The sequence below is a fragment of the Kitasatospora sp. NPDC101157 genome, from assembly GCF_044768255.1.
In the GTDB taxonomy this organism is placed as follows: Bacteria; Actinomycetota; Actinomycetes; order Streptomycetales; family Streptomycetaceae; genus Kitasatospora.
The window spans coordinates 78,937-95,925 of the sequence record NZ_JBIWPL010000002.1; the positions used below are offsets into that span (position 1 = coordinate 78,937).

Here is a 16,989-nt window from a genome sequence, read left to right on the forward strand (position 1 = left end):
CCATTGTCATCTGGTGCGGCGACGGGAACGGCGCGTTCTGGCCTTCGGTTCGTCAAACTGCCGGTGCGATCGGCGAATTCAGCCCGACGGGCGCTCGCGGACCGGTGTGTCGGCTTCGTCGGCTTCTTCGAGGAGAAGCTCCAGCAGGGGCAGGGCCGCCTCCAGCGCGCGGCACTGCTCGGGGCTGAGCCGGGTGCTGCGCCTGGCCAGCAGGGCGGTGCGTTCGCGGCGGATCCGGGCGAGGGTGTCCCGGCCGCGCGGGGTGGGGGTGAGCAGCTGGGAGCGGCCGTCCTCCGGATCGGGAGTCTTGGCGATCAGGCCGTCGGCGACGAGCGGGGCGACCGTACGGACCATGGACGGGACGGCCACGCCCTCGCGCGCGGCGAGTTCGCCGAGCCGCAGCGGGCCGTGTTGCTCCACCCGGGCCAGGGCGGAGAGCTGGGCGGAGGTGAGGTCCTGGTCGCCCGAGGCGCGGACCAGCTGGCGGTTCAGCCGACCGATCGCCAGCCGGAGCCGGACCACCGCCTCGGCGGAGAGCCCGCCGCCGTCCGCGCTCACGGCCTGTGCTCCTTCGGCGCCCCGGTGCCCCGGTCGGGCGCGGTGGCGGCAGCTGCTTCGGCCGCGGGCCGGGACCGGCCGCGGACCAGCGAGGCCGCCGCGGCGACCAGGGACATCGCGATGGCCAGCCAGAACACCACGACCAGGCCGTCGTGGAAGGGCCCCGAGATCAGCTGGGGGAAGAACTCCCGGCCGGTCAGCGTCCTGGCGTGGTCCGGCGGTAGCTGTCCGAGCACGTGCGGACCCAGCAACTGCTGCACGGGGTTGTAGCCGAGGAACGCGGCGAACAGGGTGCCCACCGGCGGCAGCGAGGCGATGGTGCGCGCGTCGGCGGCGGGCACGCCCTGCGCGGTCAGCCCGGCGGTGAGGGTGTGCGGCAGCGAGCCGGCCAGCCCTGCGACCATCAGGGAGAAGAAGACCCCGATCGACAGCACCATCCCGGCGTTCTGGAAGGTGGCCCGCATGCCGGAGGCGGCGCCACGGGCCGCGGCCGGCACGCTCGACATGATCAGCGAGGTGTTGGGGGCGGCGAACAGGCCGCCGCCCAGGCCGTTGAGGAAGACCAGGAGCGCGAACCACGGGTAGCCGAAGTCGGTGGGCAGCAGGAGCAGCCCGGCGAAGGAGACGGCCATCACCACCAGCCCGCCCGCGGCGAACAGCCGGGCCCCGGCGCGGTCCGAGAGGTAGCCCGAGATCGGTCCGGCGGCCAGGAAGCCGACGGTCAGCGGCACGAGGTAGATGCCCGCCCACAGCGGGGTGTCGGCGTAGTCGTAGCCGTGCAGCGGCAGCCAGATGCCCTGGAGCCAGATGATCAGCATGAACTGCAGCCCGCCGCGGGCGATCGAGCCCAGCAGGGTGGCCGCGTTCCCGCCGGTGAAGACCGGGTCGCGGAAGAGCGAGAGCGGGAACATCGGCTCGGCGGTCCTGGCCTCGACCAGGCAGAACACGGCCAGCAGCGCGACCCCGCCGAGCAGCCCGGCCAGCACCCAGGGGCTGGTCCAGCCCATGGTGTGGCCACCGTACGGCTGGATGCCGTAGGTGATCGCGGCGAGCAGGGCGGTCAGGCCCACGCCGAAGGTGACGTTGCCCCACCAGTCGATCCGGGCGGGCCTGCGCACCCCGGTCTCGCGCAGCGAGCGGTAGGCCCAGACGGTGCCGAGGACGCCGATCGGCACGTTGACCCAGAAGATCGAGCGCCAGTTCCACTCGGCGAGCAGCCCGCCCAGGACCAGGCCGATGAACGACCCGGCGATGCCCGCGACGATGTTGACCCCGAGCGCCGTGCCGCGCTGCCGGGCCGGGAAGGCGTCGGTGATGATCGCCGCCGAGTTGGCCATCAGCATCGAGCCGCCGACCGCCTGCACCACCCGCCATCCAATCAGCCACAGCGCCCCCGGCCCGCCGTGCAGCGGATCGAGGGAGAGCGCCACCGAGGTGAGGGTGAAGATCAGGAAGCCCGCGTTGTAGATCCGCACCCGGCCGTGGATGTCGCCCAGCCGGCCGAGGGTCACCACCAGGACGGCGGTGACCAGCATGTAGCCCATCAGCATCCACAGCAGGTAGCCGACGTTGCCGGGCCGCAGCGGATCCAGACCGATGCCGTTGAAGATCGCGGGCAGCGAGATCAGCACGATCGACGCGTTGATGGTGGCGATCAGCGTGCCCAGTGTGGTGTTGGACAGCGCCACCCACTTGTACCGCGGGTGGTCCGCCCCCACTCCGGTACGGGCCGGGCGCCGTCTGATCCTGCCGCCGCCGGAGAGTCGTGTCGCCACCGTTGCCTCCTGCTGGCCCGGGGCGGGCCCCCGAGGAGTGTCCTGAGCCCGGCCGCCGGATCGGAGTGGGAATGTCGATAGCTTCCGCCAACTAACGATAGTCCCGGCGGCCGTTCGGGTGACAGACCCCGGCGGCCCGCCGGTTGAGGGCCCGGACCATCCGGGTACGTCCTCTGGCATGTCCGACGAGAAGCACCGCGCCGTGGCCGAGGCGATCCTCCCGCTGGTCGGCGGCGCCGCCAACATCCACTCGGTCGCCCACTGCATGACCCGGCTCCGGCTGGGACTGGCGGACCGCACGCTGGTCGACCGGGAGGCGCTCGGGGCGCTGCCCGCCGTCCTGGGCACGGTCGAGGACGACACGTACCAGATCGTCCTCGGCCCCGGCGCGGTCGCCGGGGTCACCGCGCAGCTGCGGCGACTGCTGGACTCCGGCGGCGCTTCCGGCCCGGTGGCCGCCGCCCCCACCGCCGAGGACCTCGCCGGGCGCGGCGCCCGGATCCGGGCGCAGGCCCGGGTGCGCAACGCGACCCCGGTGAAGCGGATGCTGCGCCGGATCGCGAACGTCTTCGTCCCGCTGATCCCCGCCCTGATCGGCTGCGGGATCGTCGCCGCCCTCGCCGGGGCGCTCGCCAACCTCGGCTGGGCCCCGGGCCTGGTCACCGCCCTCGGACCGGTCTCCTCCGGGTTCATGTCGCTGCTCGCCGTCTTCGTCGGCTACAACACGGCGAAGGAGTTCGGCGGCACCCCCGTACTGGGCGGGGCCGTCGCCAGTGTGATCGTCTACGCGGGGGTCGCCAAGGTGGAGGCCTTCGGCCACCACCTCACCCCCGGGCAGGGCGGCGTGGTCGGGGCGCTGCTCGCCGCGCTGCTGGCCGTTCGGCTGGAGCGGTGGACCCGGCGGATCGTGCCCGACGCGCTGGACGTCCTGGTCACCCCCACGGTCACCGTGCTGTTCGGCGGGCTGGCCGCGCTGTTCGGCCTGATGTTCGTCGCCGGGGAGGTGTCCACCGCCATCGGCCACGCCGCCACCTGGCTGCTCGCCCACGGCGGGCTGCTCGCCGGGCTGGTGCTCGGCGGCCTCTTCCTGCCGCTGGTGATGCTCGGGCTGCACCAGGCGCTCATCCCGATCCACACCACCCTGATCCAGCAGCAGGGCTCCACCGTCCTGCTGCCGATCCTCGCGATGGCCGGAGCCGGGCAGGTCGGCTGCGCCGCGGCCGTCTACCTGCGGCTGCGGCGCAACGCCTCCGTCCGGGCGACCATCAGGTCGGCGCTGCCGGCCGGACTGCTCGGCGTCGGCGAGCCGCTGGTCTACGGGGTCACCCTGCCGCTGGGCCGCCCGTTCGTCACGGCCTGCGTGGGCGGCGCCGCGGGCGGCGCCTTCGTCGGGGTGGCCGGCCAGCTCGGCAGCGCGGTCGGCTCGACGGCCGTCGGACCGTCCGGCTGGGCCCTGTTCCCGCTGCTGGCCGGCCCGCACGGGATGGCCGCGAGCGCCGCCGTCTACGGCGGCGGGTTGCTGACCGGGTACCTGGTGGGCTTCCTGGCCACGTACTTCTTCGGCTTCACCCGGGAGACGCTCGCCGAGTACGACGCCGCGGCCGTGGAGTCCGGGCCCGCGCCCGCCCTCGCGGCCGAGCAGCCCGACGCGCTGGGTTGACGGTGCTCGGCGGCGGCGTCGCCGATCCGCGGTGGGCCGTTCGGGGCGGGCCCCGGCGTGATCGGCGCAGGGCGGCAACGTGAGGACGCCCCACGCCCCCTGGCAGCGGGAGCGCTGACGTCAGGCCACGGCGTCGGCCGCCATCTCCACACCGCGGGCGGTGACCAGGTGCACGGCTCCGTCCGCCAGCTGGTAGGACAGGCCCACCACGGCGGCCCTGCCCGCTTCGACCGCGTGGGCCAGGGCACGCGAGCGCTCCATCAGCAGGTCGACCGTGTGCCGGACGTGCTCGGCGATGAAGTCCGCGTCCTCGACGCGCCCGGCCGCACGGGCAGCCAGCACGCTGGGCGTGACCCGCTCGACCACGTCGCGCACGTACCCGCGCACCCTGGTGCCGTCCGAGACAGCGGCCTTGGCCGCGGCCACCGCCCCGCAGGCGTCGTGGCCCAGCACCACGACCAGAGGGCAGCCGAGGACACTGATCCCGTACTCGATGCTGCCCAGCGATTCCGGGCCGACCACGTGACCGGCGTTGCGGACCACGAACAGGTCGCCCAGCCCGCGGTCGAAGATGATCTCCGCGGCGAGGCGGGAGTCCGAACAGCCGAACAGCACCGCGAACGGCGCCTGCGCGGGCGCGATCTCACTGCGGCGGGCGGCGTCCTGGTTCGGATGCTCGACGGTTCCGGTGATGAACCGCTGGTTGCCGGCCAGCAGTGTCTCGAACGCTTCCTGGGGCGTGGGGGGCTGCGTCACAGTCATGGCCGCAGGCTACTGTCCCCACTCGGCCACCGCCCGGAACGGGCACCCTTCCGAGTGCGACCACCTGGGACGACCGTCAGCCGGGAGGACGGAAGTGGCGGATCACGCTCGCCTGTGAATCCGCGAGCCAGAGACCGCCGTTCGGATCGGCGGCGATGCTGTCCAGGGCTTCGGCGTCGGGCACGGGCCAGGTGGTGAGGCCGCCCGCCGGGGTGAGCCGCCCGACGCCGGTCTCGGTGGTGAACCAGAGCGCGCCCTGGGGGCCCGAGATGAGCGACCTCGGGTGCTCGGTGTTCGCAACGGGGAAGTGGGTGATGACGCCGGCGGTGGTGATGCGCCTGCCGGCCGGACCCGGGCAGAGCCGCGGAAGTCCGGTTCGGGCCGGTGGGGGCTTCCGGCGCCGTGGGGCGCCATTCGTTACCTCCGCGTGACATCCGCGCCTGACCGGCGGGTCTACCTTTGTCGACGCTCGGCCAACTCCACACCCTCACAAGGGAGTAGCCATGCCCGAAGCCCGTCGGCGCAGCCTCGCCGTGTCCACCGCCCTGCTGACCCTCCTGGGCACCGCCGCACCGGCCGTCGCCGCCACCGCCCCCACCGTCCTTCAGGCCCCGATCGCCCACCACGGCGGCGGGCTGCTGCGCAGCACCAGCGGCAACTGGGCCGGATACGCCGCCACCGGCGGAAAGTTCACCAGCGTCAGGGCCAGCTGGGTCCAGCCGTCCGTGTCCTGCAACGGCACCGACACCTGGTCCAGCTTCTGGGTCGGCCTCGACGGCGACGGCAGCAACTCCGTCGAGCAGACCGGCACCGAGGCCGACTGCTCCGGCGGCTCCCCGGTGTACTCCGCCTGGTACGAGATGTACCCCCAGTACCCGTCCGACTTCAGCAGCACCGTACGGCCGGGGGACCACTTCACCGCGAGCGTCACCACCAACGGCAGCGGCTCCTTCACCCTCACCCTCTCCGACACCACGGCCGGTTGGAGCCACACCGTCAACAAGTCCCTCAAGAGCGCCGCCCTGGCCTCCGCCGAGGTGATCGCCGAGGCCCCCTCCAGCTCCTCGGGGGTGCTGCCGCTCGCCAACTTCCGCACGGTCTCCTTCACCGGCTCCACCGTCAACGGCCAGTCCCTGGGCAGCTTCGGCCCGGACGCCATCACCATGGCCTCCGGGAGCACCACCAAGGCCACCACCTCCGGGCTGAGCGGCGGCAGCGCCTTCTCGGTGACGTGGAAGCACAGCTGACGAGACGTCGGGCGGGGTCGTGCCGTGGGCGCGGCCCCAGCCCGCGGTCCGTTCCAGCACGTCCCGACGCCCCTCGGCCGGCTCACCGCGGCTCGGGCTCCCACCGCCGATCCGGGTCCCCCGCCGGCGGTGTCGGCGACGGCGTCCGTGTCTCCTGCGCCGGCCGGACGGACGGCGGCGGCCGTCATGGGAGGGCGCGGGCGATGAGGAGGGCGACGTCGTCCTGGTTGTCGGGGCGGCGCAGGGCTGCGAGGAGGAGGTCGCAGATGTCTTCCAGGGGGCGGCGGGGGCCGGCGAGGAGGTCGGTGAGGGTCTGCAGGCGTTGGTCGATGTCCTGGTCGCGGACTTCGACGAGGCCGTCGGTGTAGAGGACCAGGTCGTCCCCGGCGCGCAGGGTGAGGTCGCGGATGGGGAACGGCAGGTGCCCGACGCCGAGCGGCGGGCCGGGGTCGAGGCGGACCGGGTGCGGGGTGTGGCCGGGGCGGGCCAGGACGGGTGGCAGGTGGCCGGCGCAGGCGAGCCGGCAGCGGCCGGTGGCGGGGTCGTAGAGGGCGATCAGGCAGGTGGCCATGGCGTCGCCGAGGTCGCGCGCGGTGGCGTCGAGGTGCGTGAGGAGATCCGCGGGGTCGGTGGTGAGACGGGCCAGGGCGCGGGTGGTGGTGCGCAGTTGTCCCATGGTGGCGGCGGCGTTGATGCCGGAGCCCATGACGTCCCCGACGACGAGCAGGGTGCGGTCGTCCTCGACCGGGATGGTGTCGAACCAGTCGCCGCCGGTGTCGTCGGTGGCGCTGGCGGGCTGGTAGCGGTGGGCGATGGCCAGACCCGGTGGGTGGGGGGCGTGCTGGGGCGGCAGCAGGTGGCGTTGGAGGGCGAGGGTCGCCTGGCGCTGGTGCTGGTACCAGCGGGCGTTGTCGATGGCGACGGCGGCGCGGGCGGCGAGTTCGGTGGCGAGCAGGACGTCGTCCTGGTCGAAGGGGGCGGAGTTGCGGGTGCGTTTGAGGTCGAGGGCGCCGAGGACCCGGCCGCGGGCGATGAGGGGGACGGCGAGGTAGGAGTGGAGGCCGGCTTCGGCCAGGAGGCGGGCGGCGTTCTCGTCCCGGGCGATGCGTGGCAGGTCGGTGGCGGTGACGTGGGGGACGAGTACGGGGCGGCCGCCGACGGCGGCCTGGGTCACCAGCCGCTGGGAGTGGTAGCGGGTGACCTCGCCGATCGGGTCGGCGGCGTCGGTGGCCGGAGTCGGGTGCGCGGTCTTGATCGCCATGGCGCGGAACCGGGCGGGGCCGTCGTCCGCGCGGGTCGTCGCGTCCGGCAGGGCCGCGTCCAGCAGGTCGACGGCGGCGATGTCGGCGACCTCGGGCACCGTGACCTCGGCGAGCTCGCGGGCGGTGGTGGCGAGGTCGAGGGTGGTGCCGACCCGGATGGAGGCGTCGGCGATCAGGGACAGCCGGCGCCTGGCGCGGGCGGCGGCGAGGAACTGTTCGTAGGAGTCGGTGACGTCGATGACGGAGATCGCCAGCCCGATCACCCGGTGGGTCTGGTCCTCCAAGCGGTAGAACGAAGAGGTCCAGGCGTGGATCCGGTCGTCGTGCGGCGTGTGCCCGACGGTGAACTCCTCCAGCACCGGCTGTCCGGTGGCCAGGACCTGGCGCATCCGGTCCTCGATCGCCGCGACGTCCAGGTGGGTCAGGACCTCGTGCGGGGTGCGGCCGAGGTGGTCGGCGGCCGGGACGCCGTTGATCTTCTCCAGTGCGCGGTTCACCAGCACGTAGTGCAGGTCCTGGTCGAGGACCGCGAGGCCGATGGGGGCCTGGTCGACGATCCGCGCGGCCAGGGCCAGGTCGCGTTCCAGGCGCCGCACGGTCTCGCGCGGGGAGGCGATGCCCAGGGCGAACCAGGCGCCGGAGGCGGCCTGCAGGCGGGTGTTGCGGAACTCCACCAGCATGGTGTGGCCGTCCTTGTGCCGGACGGGGAACGCGCCGGCCCAGGTGCCCTCGCCGGCCATCACCCGGGCGAACGCCTCCTGCACCTGTTCGCGGCGTCCGTGTTCCACCAGCAGCTGCGAGGCCTCGCGTCCGAGGGCCTCCTCGCAGGAGTAGCCGAACAGCTCCTGGGCGGGAGGACTCCACAGGGCGATGCGCCCGCGCTCGTCGAGGACGACTGCCGCCACCCCCAGGACGTCGAGCAGGGCGCCCGCCGCCATCGCGGCGTCCGCCGGGCCGAGTCGGCGCGCCATTGCCACCACCTCCCTCACCTGCCCTGCGGGCCTGAACGGTCTGGCTTCCTCCATCGTCCGCCGGTCGCCGGAGTCCGGCAGGTGATCCGGTGTGTCCTGGCGTTGTCCGCCGTCGGCGGACCCGTCCGATGGACGGGCCCGCCGGGTGCGCTCAGGCGGCGCTTCGGCCGCTCCGGTCGTCGTCGACGATCTCGGCGTCGACCACCTCCTCCTCGTCCTGCGGTGTCTGCGGGCCCGCGGGGCCGGATGTCGCCTGCGCGCCGGGCTGCTGCGCGTAGAGGGCCTGGCCGAGTCGCCGGCTGACCTGGTCGAGGTGGTCGGCGGCCGTGCGGATCGCCGTGGTGTCCTCGCCCTTGAGCTTGTCGCGCAGCTCCGCGATCGCGCCCCGGACCTCGTCCCGCACGTCCGCGGGGATCTTGTCCTGGTTGTCGGTGAGGACCTTCTCGGTCGAGTAGGCGAGCTGTTCGGCCCGGTTGCGGGTCTCGGCGGCCTCCTTGCGCCGGCGGTCCTCCTCGGCGTGCTGCTCGGCCTCGCGGACCATGCGGTCGATGTCCTGCTTGGGCAGGGACGAGCCGCCGGTGACCGTCATCTTCTGTTCCTTGCCCGTGGCGAGGTCCTTCGCGGTGACGTGCATGATGCCGTTGGCGTCGATGTCGAAGGTGACCTCGATCTGCGGCAGCCCGCGCGGGGCCGGGGCGACCGGCAGCTCGAACATGCCGAGCTTCTTGTTGTACGCGGCGATCTCGCGCTCGCCCTGGAAGACCTGCACGGTGACCGCGGGCTGGTTGTCCTCCGCGGTGGTGAAGATCTCGGAGCGGCGCGTGGGGATGGTGGTGTTCCGCTCGATGAGCCTGGTCATGATGCCGCCCTTGGTCTCGATGCCGAGCGAGAGCGGGGTGACGTCCAGCAACAGGACGTCCTTGACCTCGCCGCGGAGCACGCCGGCCTGCAGGGCCGCGCCCACGGCGACGACCTCGTCCGGGTTGACGCCCTTGTGCGGCTCCTTGCCGGTCAGCTCCTTCACCAGTTCGGTGACGGCGGGCATCCGGGTGGAGCCACCGACCAGGATCACGTGGTCGATGTCGGAGACCTTGATCCCCGCGTCCTTGACCGCCTGCTGGAACGGCTCCTTGCACCGCTGCAGCAGGTCGGCGGTGAGCTGCTGGAACTGGGCGCGGGTGAGCTTCTCGTCCAGGTGCAGCGCCCCCTCGGGCGAGGCGGTGACGTAGGGCAGGTTGATCGTCGTCTCGCTCGCCGCGGACAGTTCGATCTTCGCCTTCTCCGCCGCCTCCCGGAGCCGCTGCGCGGCCATCTTGTCCTTCGACAGGTCGATGCCGTAGCCGTTCCTGAACTGCTGGACCAGGTGGTCGACGATCCGCTGGTCCCAGTCGTCGCCACCGAGGTGGGTGTCGCCCGAGGTGGCCTTCACCTCGACCACGCCCTCGCCGATGTCCAGCAGCGAGACGTCGAAGGTCCCGCCGCCGAGGTCGAAGACCAGCACCGTCTGGTCGCTCTCCTTGTCCAGCCCGTACGCCAGCGCCGCCGCGGTCGGTTCGTTGACGATCCGCAGCACCTTGAGCCCGGCTATCTCACCGGCCTCCTTCGTCGCCGTGCGCTGCGCGTCGTTGAAGTACGCGGGCACGGTGATCACCGCGTCGGTGACCTCCTCACCGAGGTACGCCTCGGCATCGCGCTTCAGCTTCTGCAGCACCCGAGCGGAGATCTCCTGCGCGGTGTACCGCCTGCCGTCCACGTCCCCCTTCTCCGGGAAGCGCCACGAGGCCTCGCCCATGTGCCGCTTCACCGAACGGGCGGTGCGGTCCACGTTGGTGACCGCCTGGCGCTTGGCGATCTCCCCGACCAGCACCTCGCTGCCCTTGCCGAACGCCACCACCGACGGCGTGGTGCGCGCCCCCTCGGCGTTGGGGATCACCGTGGGCTCGCCGGCCTCCAGCACGGACACCACCGAGTTCGTCGTTCCCAGGTCGATACCGACTGCGCGTGCCATCTCCGTCCTCCTTCCGGACATCCCTTGCGGAGACACATGCCTCATATCGAGGCATAAAACTTGAGCCTGTTGATGTCAAGTGCGACTGAAGGAGAGGTTCCGCCGGGGCCCGCCGCACCGGTCGGCAGGGCTGCGGCCCCGGGTGGAACGCCCGGGACCGCGGGTCGCCGGGGGTGGAGATCCCGGCCGATTGCGTGACCGCCCCGCACCGAGGTATACGGACGGAGAGAGCGGGGATCCTTCGCCGCGAACATGTGCCCGCACCCCCAACCGCCCGGTGGAACCGGCCGAAGAGGTGACGATGCGATGATCACGGAACTGGCGCTGGAACGCGTGGAATTCACCTGTGGCCACTGCTGGCACCAGTGGAGCGTCGATTACGACGTCCAGCAGTACCGCGACGCCGCCGGAAACACCTGGGAGTACTTCTCCCGCGACGGCAACCCCATCGACTCCCCCTACACGCCGGCCGGGGCACTGCCCTGTCCCGCCTGCGGACGGCACTGGGTCGGCCGCCTCGCCGCCCGCCGGCCGATTCCCGCCGCACCCGGCCCCGACGGCACACCACGCCAGGCCGTCGTTGCCGGCCACCGGCCCGAACGCCACGGCGCACCGCTGCTCACCGCCGCCGACCACGCTCAGCCGCAGGATGCCCGCGCATCCGGGCACCGCTGACCGGGGACTGTGAGTCGACAGGGGTTGTGAGTCCTGGCCGGCACCGTCAGTGCCGGCCAGGACCGGGGCGGCCTCGGGGGGTGTCGCTTCGTGCCGGCCGTTACCGGCCGCCCTCACGGCGGCGCGGCCGCCGCTCTCCAGCTCGGCGACGATCGCGGCGGCGCGGGCGGAGGGGGCGTTCGCGGCGGAGGGCGCGGGCCGCTCGATCAGGGTGGTGGGCCTGCGGGCGGGACCCTTTGGGGCAGGGCGGGGCCAGTGACTCGTCCACGATACATGAACATATGAACCCCTCTTCATGTATGAGTTGTACTATTGCCCGCATGGGTCATGGAGCCGCCCCCGCAACCGCCGTCCCGCACACCCGCCTGGACGGAGCCAGCGCTGCCCGGGTGGCGACCACCCTCCAGGCCCTGGCCACCCCCTCGCGCCTGCTGATCCTCTCCCGCCTGCGCGAGGGCCCCTGCGCGGCCACCGAACTCGCCGCCGAGGTCGGGCTGGAGCAGTCCGCCTGCTCCCACCAGCTGCGCCTGCTGCGCAACCTCGGTCTGGTGGTCGGTCAGCGGCAGGGCCGCTCGGTCGTCTACGCGCTCTACGACAACCACGTCGCCGCCCTGCTCGACCAGGCGGTCTACCACATCGAGCACCTGCGGCTCGGGCTCACGGACAGCGCGCTCGACTGATTCCGCTGATTCCGCGTCGACCGCCCCTCGGCTCTGTCCGAGGGGCGGTCGGCCGCTCAGCGCCGGTGCCAGGCGGTGAGCAGCTCGGTCTCCCGCTCCGGGGTCAGGGCCTGCGGCAGCGGGTCGAACGGAAGGATGTCGCGCGCCGTGTCGGCCACCGGGCGGACCGTGAGACCGGTGGCGAGGGCAGCGGACGGGTCGGCGGTGCCGGTGGCCCGGATCCGCGGGTCGGTGCTCCACAGCGGCAGCGTCCCGTCCTGGACGCCGGCCTCCCGGAGGAAGTCGTCGTCCACCCAGGTGAGCGTGGTGCCGGGCGGGGCGACGGCCGAGGCGACGGCGTCGAGCAGGTCGCCCATCGCGAAGGGCGGGGGCGTCGCGGCGTGGAAGGCACCCGAGGCGCCCCGGTCGAGCAGGCCGAGCATCCAGTCCGCGAGGTCGCGGGCGTCGATGACCTGGATCGGGGTGCCGGGCCGGCCCGGGGCCAGCACCTCGCCGCCCCGGGCGAGCCGCTGCACCCAGTGGTCGAAGCGGTGGGTGTAGTCCTCGGGGCCGATCACGTAGGTCGGGCGCACCAGCAGGACGTCCGGGCCGAAGGACTTCCCGGCCTCCCGCTCGCACTGGACCTTGAGGACGCCGTAGCTGGCGGCGGTGACCTCCTCGGCCTCCGGGCCGTCGGCCGGGAGCAGCGGGGAGCGCTCGGTGAACCCCGGAGCGGCCGGCGTGTCGTAGACGGCCATGGAGGACACCAGGAGGTAGCGACCGGCGGTGCCGGGGTCGAGTGCGGCGGCCAACCGGCGGATCTGGCGCGGGAAGTAGGCGCTGACGTCCACGGTCGCGTCGAAGGCGAGGCCGCGCAGGACGGACAGGTCGGCGTCGCGGTCGGCGATGAGGTGGGTGGCCTCCGGGAGCAGCTGGGCACCGGACCTGCCCCGGTGGAGCACCGTGACGTCGTGCCCGGCGGCGAGGGCCGCCCGGGCGAAGTGGTAACCGACGAACCTGGTACCGCCCATGATCAGAATGCGCATCAGGCCATGGTGGCAGCTCGGAGCGGGCCGGGCCAGGGCTCGGTGCGCCCTGACCCGGCCCGTCGAGTTCCGGGGCGTCAGCTGCGGACGCCCAGCTGGGTCAGCAGCGTCTCGTTGTCCTCGATGTGCCAGTCCTCGACGATCCGGTCGGTGCCGACGTGCTGGATGTCGATGGCGTTGAACTCGACGCCCCGGCCCGTGCCCCGGGTGCCGTTGAAGGTGCCGGTGAAATGGCCGCGGAAGACCAGCCGGGCGGTGATCCTGTCCCCGGTGACCAGCAGGTCGGACAGCTCGCAGGTCAGGTCCGGAACGGCGGTGCGGAAGGCCTTCGATGCGGCGAGCGGGCCGGCGGGGCCCTGGGGGCGGCCGGGCGGCAGGGTGTCGTCCCGGAACTGCGGGCTGATCGCCGCGTCCAGGTGGCGCTGCTGCCCGGTGTTCCAGAAGGTGTACAACTGCTGCGCCAGACGGACCTCCTGGGCCGCGCGCCGGGCACCGATCGAGCGGTCGACGGTGAGCGCCTTCGGCTGGACCAGGTCGGGCGAGCGGTCGAGCAGACGCTGCGGCCAGGAGTGCGACGGGGGCTCGGCGCCGCCGTCGTGGTGGGCGGGGGCAGCGGCGGCGGTGCCGGCCGCCAGGGCCGACACGGTCGCGACGACGGCGGCGGTGCGGGTCAAGGTGCGCCAGGACATGGGGAGTTGCTCCTCGGATGTTGTGGCCAGGGGGGCGAGGGGGCGGGCCAGGGGCCCGGTCAGGCGAGCCGGCCGCCGCCGTCGACGTGCAGCACGGTGCCGGTGACGTACGGGTTGTCGATGGCGTAGAGCACGGCCTTGACCAGGTCCTCCGGGCTGCCGACGCGGCGCGCCGGGTTGCGCTCGGCCACCCCGCGCAGGAACGCCTCCTTGTCGGCGCCCAGGCCGTCCCAGGAACCGGTGTCGACGATGCCGGGGGAGACGGCGTTCACCCGGACCGGGGCGATCTCCACCGCCAGCGCCTGTACCAGGAAGGCCAGCGCGCCGTTGGTGGTGGCCATCACCGTGCGGGCGGGCGCCGGGCGCCAGGCGGCCACGCCGGAGAAGAAGGTGAACGACCCGCGCTCGGACACCTGCCCCGCCAGGTGCTTGGCCAGGAGCATCGGACCGATCACCTTGGCCGCGAACGCCCGCTGGACGTGGGCGAGTTCGAGGTCCTTGAGCGGGCCGTTGGCGGGCATCGCGGCGGTCGAGACCAGGTGGTCGAACCGGCCGGCCTGCCGGGCGAATCCGGCGATCGAGTGCTCGTCGGCGAGGTCGAGCGCGATCACCTCGGACGGCCCGGTCAGCTCGCCGGCCGTCCACTCCAGCTTGCGCGGATCGGGACCGGCCAGCACCACCGCGGCGCCGGCCGCCGAAGCCGCCTTGGCCAGGGCCCGTCCGGTACGCGAACCGGCACCCACCACGACCAGTCGCTGTTCCTGCAGAGGTGTGCCGTCGGACATGGGAGTACTCCTTCGAGTGGGGTCATCGGGATCCGGCCGCCCGCTCGTCGCTGTGGCGGCCGCACCACGACCCTCTCCCGACCTGGGGCGATGAGTCCAAGGCATGTCCTCTACCGCTGCCATAAAATCCCTTCATGGCAACACCGACGCTCCGACAGCTCGAATACCTGGCGGCCGTGGTCGACACCGGCTCGTTCACCCGCGCCGCCGAGCAGCTGCACGTCACCCAGCCCGCGTTGTCCCACCAGATCCGGGCCCTGGAGACGGCGCTCGGCGGCCCACTGCTGGAACGCCTGCCGCGCTCGGTGCGGCTCACCCCGACGGGCCGGGCGGTGCTGCCGCACGCCCGTGCCGCGCTGGCCGAGGCCGACCGGCTGCGGGTGGTGGCCCGGCGGGCCACCGGGCTGGAGGAGGGCGAGTTGGAGGTCGCCGCCGTCTACTCGATCAGCCTCGGCATCCTGCCGCCGGTGCTACGGGCCTGGCACCGCCGGCACCCCGGCGTGCGGATCCGGCTGCGCGAGTACGCGCACGCCGAGCGGCTCCAGGAGGCCATGGCGGCGGGCCGGGCCGACCTCGCCATCGGACCCGCGCCGGCGGGCTGGGAGGGGCCGATCCGGGAGCTCGGCGTCGAGGAGTTCACGGTCGTCCTGCCCGCCGACGACCCGTTGACCGACCGCGGTCCGGGTGAGGGCAGTACCGCTGGAACCGTCGCACTCGGCGCCCTCGCCGACCGCGACTGGGTCCACTACGCCCCCGACAACGGCCTCGCCGAGCTGCTCGACCAGGCCTGTGCCCGCGCGGGCTTCCACCCCCGGGCCGCGGTCCGCGCCGAACAGACCTCCGCCGCACCGCTGCTCGCCGCGGCCGGTCTCGGCCCGGCCCTGGTGCCCGCCGACATCGTCCCGCCGCACTTCGACGGGCTCCTGCTCCGCCCCGACCCGCCGATCCGCCGCACCCTCACCGCCTACACCCGCACCCGGCCCGACCCGCTGACGGTGGCCTTCGCAGAACTCCTCGCCCAGCGCGCCCGGATCAACCCGGCCGGGGAGGGCCCGGGCCTCCAGAGCCGGTGAGCTCCGGAGCCCGGTGGCTGGAGCCCCCGGCGCTACCTCCCCTGCTCACAGGGCGGGCTGACGCTCCCTCACACCGCGGCAAGCACGTCCTGGTGCACGCCGTCGAGGACGAGGCCGTTGTCCAGGCGGATGCGGACCGTCACCCGGGTCCCGCGGGCCCGGTGTGCGGTCCACTCCGGTTCCAGCGCCGCGATCTGCGCCTCCAGGCGCTCCCGGCTGGCCTCCGGCATGGTGTGCCCGTAGTCGTCGAACAGTGCCTTGAGCCGCTGGTACTCACGGACCTCCTCGCTCTCCGGGAGTTCGCCGTCCACCCGCTCGACGGTGCCCTCGGTCCCGGCTCCCAGCGAAAGGAACCCGACGACGGTCCCGGTCCCGGCCCCGGGATCCCTGCTGAGGGCCTCGCCGATCCCGAGGTCCGCCGTCAGCCTGACGCGCCGTCCTTCCTCCAGGGTCATCCCGTCCTCCGCCTCTCTGATCGCTCGGTGCCGCGGGCTCGGGGCGGCCGGCGGTCCGGAGCCATTATCCGTGGCCGCGGGGAGCGCCGGGTCAGGCGCGGCCCGCCCGCGGCGCGGAGCTCCGTCCTTCTTCGGGCCCTGCCCTCCGAAGGCAGGGGTCAGCCCTTTCCCGAAAGGGGGGGCCGGAGTTACCGGAGCAGCCTCTCGGCCACTCGAATTCCTGGCGGGCACCGACCGGTTTTTCCCTTCTCGCAGCAGGGCTCTGCCGTTCCATCGATCGTCGGCACCCCGTTTCCGTCGACGTCGTGCCGCGTGCCCGAGTGCCTTCCGCGGATCTGCCGGAGCCAGAGCATTCGGGCACAGCCGTGGAGGGGGGAAACGAACCTCCGCAAGCGCACGGCATCGTGCACCGCCGTTCTTGCCGGGCACATTGCGTTCCGTACGGAACGGCGGCCGAATCGCCGCCTTCGAATGATTTCCGGCAATGAGGGGACCTGATCAGCCTGATCGCACCATCGCAGTGGCCCTATGGCCCGTCCGGCCCTAGGCGATCGCGATCACGGGGTGGTCCGCGGGGTCGACCCACTGCATCGTCCGGGCCATGAAGTCGGCGGGGACGGCGACGCATCCGGCGGTGGCGCCGGCTCCGGGACCGAGGTCGTGGAGGAAGATGCCGGCGCCGCGGCCCTTCACCACGGGTGAGGTGTTGAAGTCGATGACGAGGACGTTCTCGTACTGGACCGGGTAGTTGATGAGGTGTTCGCTGCCGAGGGGGCCCTGATCGGTGAGGTGGAAGCCGCCCTCGGTGTCGGTGCGCATGCGGTTGTAGTAGGCGGAGGAGGGGTCCTGGACCCACCAGTCGTGCGCGGTGACGTGGTGGTAGGGCATCCTCGTGCCCGGGTCCGGGGAGATGCCGAAGGCCTGGGTCAGGGTGTACGTGCCGGTGGGCGTGGTCCCGGTCCCCTGGACGCGGCTGAGGCCGTCGTGCACGCCGCCGGACCCGATGCGCGCGTCGGTGGTGGAGTCGAGGGAGCTCCAGCGCCCGCCCTTCCGGGCCCACAGGGTCACGACAGCGCGCGTGCCGTCCGCCTTGACCGTGATCACCTGGTGGGCCTGGCCGGCTCTCACCGGTACGGGGAACGGGTCGTCATCGGCCCGGGCCCTCGGGGCGGGGCTCGCGCCGGTCAGCGTGGCGGCGACACCGAGCGTGAGGACCACGCTGACGCGACGGAGTGCCGAGCCGCGGCGGTCGGCGGCGGGTGTCCGGGAGACGGCCATGGGGGAGGGGCCCTTCGGGTGGGGGTGGCACGGGCGAAGCGCGACAGGGCGCGGTGGGCGGGGGCGGACGTGCGCCGCCGCAAGCC

Annotated in this window: 15 protein-coding genes; 5 read left to right on the forward strand and 10 right to left on the reverse strand. The window is 73.2% G+C overall.

All coding sequences use genetic code 11. The features are described from left to right. Nucleotides 1–78: 78 nt before the first annotated feature. Nucleotides 79–558: a MarR family winged helix-turn-helix transcriptional regulator gene (locus ACIRVF_RS03795; RefSeq protein ID WP_402813202.1), complete on the reverse strand. Its 480-nt coding sequence runs from the start codon at nucleotides 556–558 to the stop codon at nucleotides 79–81. Further along, a complete protein-coding gene (locus ACIRVF_RS03800) occupies nucleotides 555–2,333 on the reverse strand; it encodes an MFS transporter (RefSeq protein ID WP_402813205.1) in 1,779 nt (592 codons plus the stop codon). Before ACIRVF_RS03800 ends, ACIRVF_RS03795 begins: the two co-directional genes overlap by 4 nt. A gap of 178 nt (nucleotides 2,334–2,511) precedes the next feature. On the opposite strand from ACIRVF_RS03800, the gene ACIRVF_RS03805 reads away from it, so the two are divergent. After that, complete coding sequence (locus tag ACIRVF_RS03805; RefSeq protein ID WP_402813207.1) at nucleotides 2,512–3,993, forward strand: PTS transporter subunit EIIC; 1,482 nt, start codon at nucleotides 2,512–2,514, stop codon at nucleotides 3,991–3,993. A 120-nt stretch (nucleotides 3,994–4,113) separates the two neighbouring features. Here ACIRVF_RS03805 and ACIRVF_RS03810 read toward each other — a convergent pair whose 3' ends face one another. Continuing rightward, nucleotides 4,114–4,755: a carbonic anhydrase gene (locus ACIRVF_RS03810; RefSeq protein ID WP_402813210.1), complete on the reverse strand. Its 642-nt coding sequence runs from the start codon at nucleotides 4,753–4,755 to the stop codon at nucleotides 4,114–4,116. Nucleotides 4,756–5,258: 503 nt separating this feature from the next. On the opposite strand from ACIRVF_RS03810, the gene ACIRVF_RS03815 reads away from it, so the two are divergent. Beyond that, on the forward strand, nucleotides 5,259–6,002 hold the full coding sequence (locus ACIRVF_RS03815) for a G1 family glutamic endopeptidase (RefSeq protein WP_402813212.1): 744 nt from the start codon (nucleotides 5,259–5,261) through the stop codon (nucleotides 6,000–6,002). Between the two features lie 184 nt (nucleotides 6,003–6,186). Here ACIRVF_RS03815 and ACIRVF_RS03820 read toward each other — a convergent pair whose 3' ends face one another. Together ACIRVF_RS03820 and dnaK are read right to left on the reverse strand one after the other, a co-directional pair. Further along, on the reverse strand, nucleotides 6,187–8,235 hold the full coding sequence (locus ACIRVF_RS03820) for a SpoIIE family protein phosphatase (RefSeq protein ID WP_402813215.1): 2,049 nt from the start codon (nucleotides 8,233–8,235) through the stop codon (nucleotides 6,187–6,189). Nucleotides 8,236–8,386: 151 nt separating this feature from the next. Then, nucleotides 8,387–10,243: a molecular chaperone DnaK gene (gene dnaK / locus ACIRVF_RS03825; protein ID WP_402813218.1), complete on the reverse strand. Its 1,857-nt coding sequence runs from the start codon at nucleotides 10,241–10,243 to the stop codon at nucleotides 8,387–8,389. Between the two features lie 306 nt (nucleotides 10,244–10,549). On the opposite strand from dnaK, the gene ACIRVF_RS03830 reads away from it, so the two are divergent. Both ACIRVF_RS03830 and ACIRVF_RS03835 read left to right on the forward strand, forming a co-directional pair. Then, complete coding sequence (locus ACIRVF_RS03830; protein WP_402813221.1) at nucleotides 10,550–10,918, forward strand: hypothetical protein; 369 nt, start codon at nucleotides 10,550–10,552, stop codon at nucleotides 10,916–10,918. Nucleotides 10,919–11,238: 320 nt separating this feature from the next. Further along, nucleotides 11,239–11,598: an ArsR/SmtB family transcription factor gene (locus ACIRVF_RS03835; protein ID WP_402813224.1), complete on the forward strand. Its 360-nt coding sequence runs from the start codon at nucleotides 11,239–11,241 to the stop codon at nucleotides 11,596–11,598. Nucleotides 11,599–11,654: 56 nt separating this feature from the next. Here ACIRVF_RS03835 and ACIRVF_RS03840 read toward each other — a convergent pair whose 3' ends face one another. The 3 genes from ACIRVF_RS03840 to ACIRVF_RS03850 all read right to left on the reverse strand — a co-directional run bounded on the left by ACIRVF_RS03840 (nucleotide 11,655) and on the right by ACIRVF_RS03850 (nucleotide 14,097). Continuing rightward, complete coding sequence (locus ACIRVF_RS03840; protein ID WP_402813227.1) at nucleotides 11,655–12,623, reverse strand: NAD-dependent epimerase/dehydratase family protein; 969 nt, start codon at nucleotides 12,621–12,623, stop codon at nucleotides 11,655–11,657. Nucleotides 12,624–12,700: 77 nt separating this feature from the next. Beyond that, nucleotides 12,701–13,312: an ester cyclase gene (locus ACIRVF_RS03845; RefSeq protein WP_402813230.1), complete on the reverse strand. Its 612-nt coding sequence runs from the start codon at nucleotides 13,310–13,312 to the stop codon at nucleotides 12,701–12,703. Between the two features lie 59 nt (nucleotides 13,313–13,371). Beyond that, nucleotides 13,372–14,097: an SDR family oxidoreductase gene (locus ACIRVF_RS03850; RefSeq protein ID WP_402813232.1), complete on the reverse strand. Its 726-nt coding sequence runs from the start codon at nucleotides 14,095–14,097 to the stop codon at nucleotides 13,372–13,374. A gap of 134 nt (nucleotides 14,098–14,231) precedes the next feature. Here ACIRVF_RS03850 and ACIRVF_RS03855 point away from each other — a divergent pair, with 134 nt between their 5' ends. After that, nucleotides 14,232–15,170 (forward strand): LysR substrate-binding domain-containing protein, encoded by a 939-nt coding sequence (locus ACIRVF_RS03855; protein ID WP_402813234.1) that lies wholly within the window; start codon nucleotides 14,232–14,234, stop codon nucleotides 15,168–15,170. A gap of 68 nt (nucleotides 15,171–15,238) precedes the next feature. On the opposite strand, the gene ACIRVF_RS03860 is transcribed toward ACIRVF_RS03855, so the two are convergent. Beyond that, a complete protein-coding gene (locus tag ACIRVF_RS03860) occupies nucleotides 15,239–15,625 on the reverse strand; it encodes a hypothetical protein (protein WP_402813237.1) in 387 nt (128 codons plus the stop codon). A 543-nt stretch (nucleotides 15,626–16,168) separates the two neighbouring features. Next, a complete protein-coding gene (locus ACIRVF_RS03865; RefSeq protein WP_402813239.1) occupies nucleotides 16,169–16,903 on the reverse strand; it encodes a L,D-transpeptidase family protein in 735 nt (244 codons plus the stop codon). Nucleotides 16,904–16,989: the final 86 nt, after the last annotated feature.